The organism is Limnohabitans sp. (assembly GCF_044373035.1).
GTDB lineage: Bacteria > Pseudomonadota > Gammaproteobacteria > Burkholderiales > Burkholderiaceae_C > Limnohabitans_A.
On the sequence record NZ_JBILQU010000129.1, the window covers coordinates 1 to 6,461 of the forward strand.

The window sequence follows — 6,461 nt, forward strand, 5'->3', positions numbered from 1 at the left end:
TTTGCCCAGCTGGCCAAGTTCTCGCCCTTCATCGCGGGCGACAGCCTGACGCTGGCCGACTGCGCAGCCGTCACGCACCTGCCCCTGATTTCGGGTGCCACCAAGCTGATTTACGGCAAAGACTTTTTGGCCGAATTGCCAGCGCGTGAATACCTCAAGATGATGGGCGAACGCCCCCACATGCAAAAAGTCAATGCCGATCGCAAAGCCAACATGGAATTGATGATGTCACGCATGAAAGCCAAAAGCTGAGTCTATGCGCTTGGACACTTGAGGCGCATCAACCCCTGCCCATGGCTGCAACCCCGAGGCAGCAGGGGTTGACCCACATCAATACCGCGTCACCCTAGACGCCTAGGATGAAGCCATGACTTCATCCCACACCTTAACCCTCCCCCTCCACCGCAAGCGCCTCTTGCATGAGCGCACGCAACTGCTGCAGCGCATCGCCGAACAGCGCGGTGGCTTGATCTCGCGCGCCGACATGGCCGCTGATCACGATGTGCGCAGTTTGGATGACCGGGCCCAAGCCATTTCCGAGCGCGATGACGAGTTCGCCATGAACGAACACGAAACCGCCGAGTTGGGGGACATCGAAGCCGCACTGGAGCGCATGGATGCGGGCACCTATGGCCAGTGCACCGATTGCGGCGTGACCATTGCGCCTGCGCGTTTACAGGCTTACCCCACTGCCAAACGCTGCATCGGTTGCCAGACTGTGGCCGAGCAGCACCGTTGATTTTTTAACCAAGGATTTTCATGAGTACTTATCACGCCGTGGTCTGGATGGACCACCAGCAAGCCCATGTGGTCATGTTTGACCGTGAGCACGTTGAAGCCCAGCGCATCCATTCGCGCAGCCACCACAAACACCAAGGCAAGGCCGGTGACACGGCGGCCTTTTACGCCGAGGTGGCCCAAGCCCTAGCAGGCACCCACGAAGTGCTGGTGACCGGACCAGGCCTGGCTCGCAACGAATTCCGTGACTGGTGCGCGGCCCACCACAAAAGCACCGCCGCAGCCATCGTCGACAGCATCGCCAGTGACCACCCCTCTGACGGCCAGCTGGTGGCTCTGGCCAAACATTACTTCAAAAAATTTGACGCGATGGCCACAGACCCCACACAGGCCTGAGCGACACCTGTATTCAGGCTCATGCATGAGCGGGTGTCGGGTTGTACCCGCTGCCCAGCAGCAGACTGACGGATAGGCCTTCACCAGGCTTTGCCAACCTGGCCACGGTCTACGCCAGCTGAACATCCCGCATCAGGGTTTTTCGGCTCTGCCAGCAGGCAAGGTTTTGGGGCCCATCAATGGCACTTCGGATTTGGCCCGAGGCTTGCCTATCGGGCTGGCAGACTGGCCTTTTTGAGTGGCCGCCATGTCTTCTTCGCTGGGGTATTGACCCAACAGCCAATAGTCAAACACACGCCTTGCAATAGGGGCTGCCGAAGCCGCGCCAAAACCCGCGTTCTCCACCACCACCGCCACCGCAATTCGCGGCTTTTCAGCCGGTGCGTAGGCCATGTACAAGGCGTGATCGCGCTGGTATTCAGACAGTTTGCCCGCGTCGTATTTCTCTTTTTGCCCGATGGTCACCGCCTGCGCTGTGCCGGTTTTTCCGGCACTGGTGTACGTTGCCCCGGCAAACACCCGGGCCGAGGTGCCCGAGGTGACCACCCCCACCAAGCCTTTGTGCACCACATCCACATGCTCGGGCTTGTAGCCCAAACTCAGGGCTTGCTGCGCAGTCACCTCCACCTGTGCGTGGGTCAAGGCATCCTGCGTGGCCGTGACCACCCGTGGCTTGAACTGCAGGCCACCATTGGCCAGCGTGGCTGTGGCCGAGGCCAGTTGCAGCATGGTGAAGGTGTTGTACCCCTGACCGATGCCCAGTGAGATGGTCTCGCCGCCGTACCACTTTTTTTGTTCGGGCCGCTTGTAATAATTGCGCTTCCATTCCGTGCTGGGCAAGATGCCGCGCACTTCGCCGGGCAAGTCGATGCCGGTGCTCTGGCCAAAACCCAGCGGCTTCATGAAGTCGTGAATCACATCCACACCCATGTCATTGGCCAGCGAGTAGTAATACACGTTACTCGACAGCACAATGGATCGCACCATGTCCACCGGTCCAAGCCCGGCATCGCCATGGCTGCGGAAAGTGTGCCCGCCATACGTCCAAGAGCCTGCGTCGTTGATGACAGTACTGGCACTGCGCTTGCCCGTAGACAAAGCGGCCATGGCCATGAAAGGCTTGTAGGTCGAACCTGGCGGGTAGGTGCCGCGCAATGCCCGATTCAGCAGCGGCTTGTCGATCGACTCGTTGAGCATCTGCCAATTTTCGACATCGATGCCGTCCACAAACAAGTTGGGGTCAAAGGTCGGCTTGCTCACAAAGGCCAGCACCTCGCCGTTGTTGGGGTCCATCGCCACCAGGGCGCCGCGCCGGTTCCCGAACAAGTCTTCCACCATTTTTTGCAGCAGAATGTCGATGGACAAAACCACGTTTTGTCCCGGTATGGCGGGACGGCTTGACAAACTGCGCGTGGCCCGCCCCCCGGCGGAAGTCTCCACCTCGTTGACGCCCGTGATGCCATGGAGCTCGCGCTCGTAGCGCTGCTCGACACCCAGCTTGCCAATGTATTCGGTGCCCCGGTAATTGGCCGCCTCGTCCTCATCCTCTTCCAGCCGCTCCTTGTCACGCTGGTTGATGCGTCCGATGTAGCCAATCACATGGCTGGCCAATTCGCTGTACGGGTACTGACGGAACAATCGAGCCTTGATCTCCACACCGGGAAAGCGGTAACTTTGCGCACTGAAGCGGGCCACCTCATCATCGGTCAAACGGTTGCGGATGGGCAGTGAGTCAAAGCTCTTGGACTCTTCGCGCAGTCGCTTGAAACGGCGACGGTCCTTGGTCTGGATGTCCACCAACTCAGCCAGCTCGTTGATCGTGGTCTCCAGGTCCTTGACCTTCGAAGGCGTGATCTCCAGCGTGTAAGCTGAATAGTTGCTCGCCAGCACGACGCCGTTGCGGTCCAAAATCGTGCCACGCGGCGGCACCGTGGGCAAGATGGCTGTGCGATTGTTCTCGGCTTGCGCCAACAGATCCTCGTGGCGAACCACTTGCAAATAAGCCAGCCGACTGGCCAGCAGCAAAAAGCAGCACAACACCACCCACTGCATGACCAGCACGCGGCCTTGAAAGCGCTGAATTTCGGCGCGTGAATCGCGCAGCTCAGCCAATGAGGGCAGGTTCAGGGACATGCTCACAGCGGACGGATGTCGTCGCGCTCAAAAGCGCGACGTTGGGGAGCCAGCAGCAAGGCCCCCACCAAGGGCCACAAGGCCGCTTGCAGCAAAGGCCCTGGCAGCTGACTCCATGCGGGCCAGGCATCATGCGCCACCAGCCTTATGAGCCACTCTACAAGCGCAGCGACCACAAAGAGCGGCAAAATTTGTAACGCCTGCTCGCCCAAGGGGAACCAATGCATACGCCGCTGCGCCACCGTGGCCATTCCAGAAAGCACCACGTATGACAGCGCGTTTTGGCCCAACAAGGCGGACTCGTGAACATCCAGCGCCAAGCCCAGCAAAAAGGCCAGCACCAAACCCACTCGGCGCGGTTGGTGCACGGTCCAAAAGACCATCACAATGGCCAGCACATCGGGCAGCCAGTACCAGCCCAAAAGACCCAACCACATGTGCAGCAACAAGGCCAACACAAAGCTCATGGCAATGAACTTGGGGTTGGCAGGCAAAAGCAGGGGACGCCCTGCGGGCATGATCATGGCTTGGCTCCTGCGGCGGGCATGGTGGGGGCTGCTGCCTTGACTTTGGGCGCTTTGGTCGGCTCTGGCTTGGGCGGTTCTGGCCAGTCCTTGACCGGCTGCAAAACCAACAAATGACGACCGCGTTCAGTGGCCATAGGCTCGGCGTGGACACGGGCAAACGACGAATCCACGCGTCGATCAATCCGGGCAATGCGCCCCACATGCAAGCCTGCAGGGTATACGCCATCGATGCCACTGGTGGTCAGCAGATCGCCCTTTTGCATGTCTGCACCTGCAGGCACAAACTTCAAGTCAAGCGAGCCACCCAGGGCTTGAGGATCGCCATTGGCCACATGGCGACTGCCGGTTCGGGCGTTCATGACCGGGATGCTCTGAGCCCGATCGGTCAGCAGCGTGACTTCACTGACCAAGGGGTAAACGCGGGTGACCTGACCGACCACCCCGGCCGTGTCGATGACCGCCGAGCCCGGGACAATGCCAGCCATCAGGCCACGGTCCACCACCACACGTTGTGTATAAGGGTCAGAGGTGTCGTAGAGCACCTGCACCGCCTTGGACGGGCCGGCCACTTGGGATCGCAAATCGAGCAGTTGCCGCAAATGGGCGTTTTCCTGACTGAGTTGCTCCACTTGCTGGAGACGTTGGGCCTGAGCGATGGTACGGGTCTGAAAGCTCAAGGCAGCGTCTTGCGCATCTTCCAAATTGCCAAAGTAAAGCATCAGGGCGTTGACCGCATTCACCGGCTGCAGTGACAACCACTGCAAAGGGGACAAAACCAAGGCCACACCCGAACGGACAGGCTGGGAGATGTGCAAACGATGGTCGGCCGCCATCAGCAACACCGCCAGCAGCCCCAGCAGCAAGGTCTTGGACGTGGTGGACAAGCCCTGCCGGAAGGTCGGTGGGGCACTGCGTTCAAGCGTATCCAGGGCCATGGTTCAATTGCACCGGATGGTGTTGGGTTGGGAAAGTTGGGTTGCAAGCAAACTGCAACCGCCCTGTTCTTATTCGCTGGTAAAAATGCTGCCCAGCTGGTCCATGCGCTCAAGCGCCATGCCGCAACCGCGCGCCACGCAGGTCAGCGGGTCTTCGGCCACCAGCACCGGCAAACCGGTTTCTTCGGCCAGCAATCGGTCCAGGTCGCGCAGCAAAGCGCCGCCGCCCGTGAGCATCATGCCGCGCTCGGCGATGTCGGCGCCCAACTCGGGCGGGGTGTGCTCGAGCGCGGTTTTGACAGCGGAGACAATCTGGTTGAGCGGATCGGTCAGCGCCTCCAAGATTTCATTGGAGCTGATGGTGAAGCTGCGCGGCACGCCTTCGGACAGGTTGCGGCCCTTGACTTCCATCTCCTTGACTTCGCTGCCGGGGAAGGCCGAGCCAATGTTTTTCTTGATGGCCTCGGCTGTGGGCTCGCCAATCAGCATGCCGTAGTTGCGGCGGATGTAGCTGATGATGGCCTCGTCGAACTTGTCGCCACCCACGCGCACACTGCCTTTGTAAACCATGCCGCCCAGCGAGATCACACCGACTTCGGTGGTGCCGCCACCAATGTCCACCACCATGGAGCCAGACGCCTCCGACACGGGCAAACCCGCGCCGATGGCCGCGGCCATGGGTTCTTCGATCAAATACACCTCGGAAGCGCCTGCGCCCAAAGCCGATTCACGAATGGCACGGCGCTCAACCTGGGTGGAGCCGCAAGGCACACAAATGATGATGCGGGGGCTGGGTCGAAAGGTGCTGCGGGGGTGCACCATGCGGATGAACTGCTTGAGCATTTGCTCGGTCACTGTGAAGTCGGCGATCACGCCGTCCTTCATGGGGCGAATGGCTTCGATGTTGCCGGGCACCTTGCCCAACATGGCCTTGGCTTCATGGCCCACGGCTTGCAAAGTCTTTTTGCCTTGGGGCCCACCTTCGTGGCGGATCGCAACAACCGAGGGCTCGTCCAGGACAATGCCTTTATCGCGCACAAAAATCAGGGTGTTGGCAGTGCCCAAATCAATGGCCAGGTCACTGGAAAAATAACGGCGAAAAGAAGAAAACATCGGCAATCCTTGGGTGCTCATGAGCCCGCAAACACCGGAAAACCCAGTGGCGGACAGCACAACGGTCAAATCGTGTGGGTCGAAAAGGGCTGGTTTTCAGGGCGTTCCGAGCCCTTCAGCAAACACGGGATAATACCCGATCCCCTGCCGCGTCGCGCGTGCGCGATCGCAGTCAGGCCTGGAAAATCGACCTTTACATCCCCATTTCAAACCATGTCGCTGACCCCACAGGATATTGCCCGCATCGCCAACTTGGCTCGGCTGGAGCTTCAACCCGAAGAAAGTGAGCGCATGCTCACGCAAATCAACGGCTTTTTCGGCATCGTCCAGGCCATGCAGGCCGTGGACACCACCGGCATCACCCCCATGGCCCACCCCGTGGCCGCCATCCAGGACATCACGCTGCGCCTGCGCCCCGACGTGGCCAGCGAACCCAACCAACGCGATTTGAACCAGCGCAGCGCCCCGGCCGTCGAGCGCGGGCTGTTTTTGGTGCCCAAGGTGATCGAGTGAGCCGCACGATGAATTCTCTGCACGACATGACCGTGGCCGAACTGGCCCAGGCCCTCAAGACCAAACAGGTCAGCGCTGTGGAAGTGGCCACCGGCTTTTTGGCCCG

The 6,461-nt window shown here is 60.2% G+C and carries 7 protein-coding genes and 1 pseudogene; 4 read left to right on the forward strand and 4 right to left on the reverse strand.

All coding sequences use genetic code 11. The annotated features are described in order from the left end of the window. The 3 genes and pseudogenes from ACIQ47_RS13935 to ACIQ47_RS13945 form a co-directional block, all read left to right on the forward strand. Window positions 1–252 (forward strand): annotated as a pseudogene (locus ACIQ47_RS13935) (glutathione S-transferase); the annotation flags it as partial. 115 nt (window positions 253–367) lie between these two features. Beyond that, the gene (locus ACIQ47_RS13940; protein WP_396438691.1) at window positions 368–739 is read left to right on the forward strand and encodes a TraR/DksA family transcriptional regulator; all 372 of its coding nucleotides are present in this window, start codon (window positions 368–370) and stop codon (window positions 737–739) included. A gap of 20 nt (window positions 740–759) precedes the next feature. Further along, on the forward strand, window positions 760–1,134 hold the full coding sequence (locus ACIQ47_RS13945) for a hypothetical protein (RefSeq protein WP_396438692.1): 375 nt from the start codon (window positions 760–762) through the stop codon (window positions 1,132–1,134). A gap of 132 nt (window positions 1,135–1,266) precedes the next feature. Here the strand turns inward: ACIQ47_RS13945 and mrdA are convergent, their stop codons facing one another. The 4 genes from mrdA to ACIQ47_RS13965 form a co-directional block, all read right to left on the reverse strand. Further along, a complete protein-coding gene (gene mrdA, locus ACIQ47_RS13950) occupies window positions 1,267–3,246 on the reverse strand; it encodes a penicillin-binding protein 2 (protein ID WP_396438696.1) in 1,980 nt (659 codons plus the stop codon). A gap of 23 nt (window positions 3,247–3,269) precedes the next feature. Continuing rightward, complete coding sequence (mreD, locus tag ACIQ47_RS13955; protein ID WP_396438693.1) at window positions 3,270–3,791, reverse strand: rod shape-determining protein MreD; 522 nt, start codon at window positions 3,789–3,791, stop codon at window positions 3,270–3,272. Next, window positions 3,788–4,729, reverse strand: a complete 942-nt coding sequence (mreC, locus tag ACIQ47_RS13960; protein WP_396438694.1) for a rod shape-determining protein MreC — start codon at window positions 4,727–4,729, stop codon at window positions 3,788–3,790. The genes mreD and mreC overlap by 4 nt, the downstream gene beginning before the upstream one ends. A gap of 69 nt (window positions 4,730–4,798) precedes the next feature. Then, the gene (locus tag ACIQ47_RS13965) at window positions 4,799–5,842 is read right to left on the reverse strand and encodes a rod shape-determining protein (RefSeq protein WP_062408136.1); all 1,044 of its coding nucleotides are present in this window, start codon (window positions 5,840–5,842) and stop codon (window positions 4,799–4,801) included. 213 nt (window positions 5,843–6,055) lie between these two features. Between ACIQ47_RS13965 and gatC the strand changes: the two genes are divergently transcribed. Further along, window positions 6,056–6,355 carry an Asp-tRNA(Asn)/Glu-tRNA(Gln) amidotransferase subunit GatC gene (gene gatC, locus ACIQ47_RS13970; protein ID WP_396438695.1) on the forward strand — a complete coding sequence of 100 codons (300 nt, stop codon included), beginning with the start codon at window positions 6,056–6,058 and terminating at the stop codon, window positions 6,353–6,355. Window positions 6,356–6,461 lie beyond the last annotated feature (106 nt).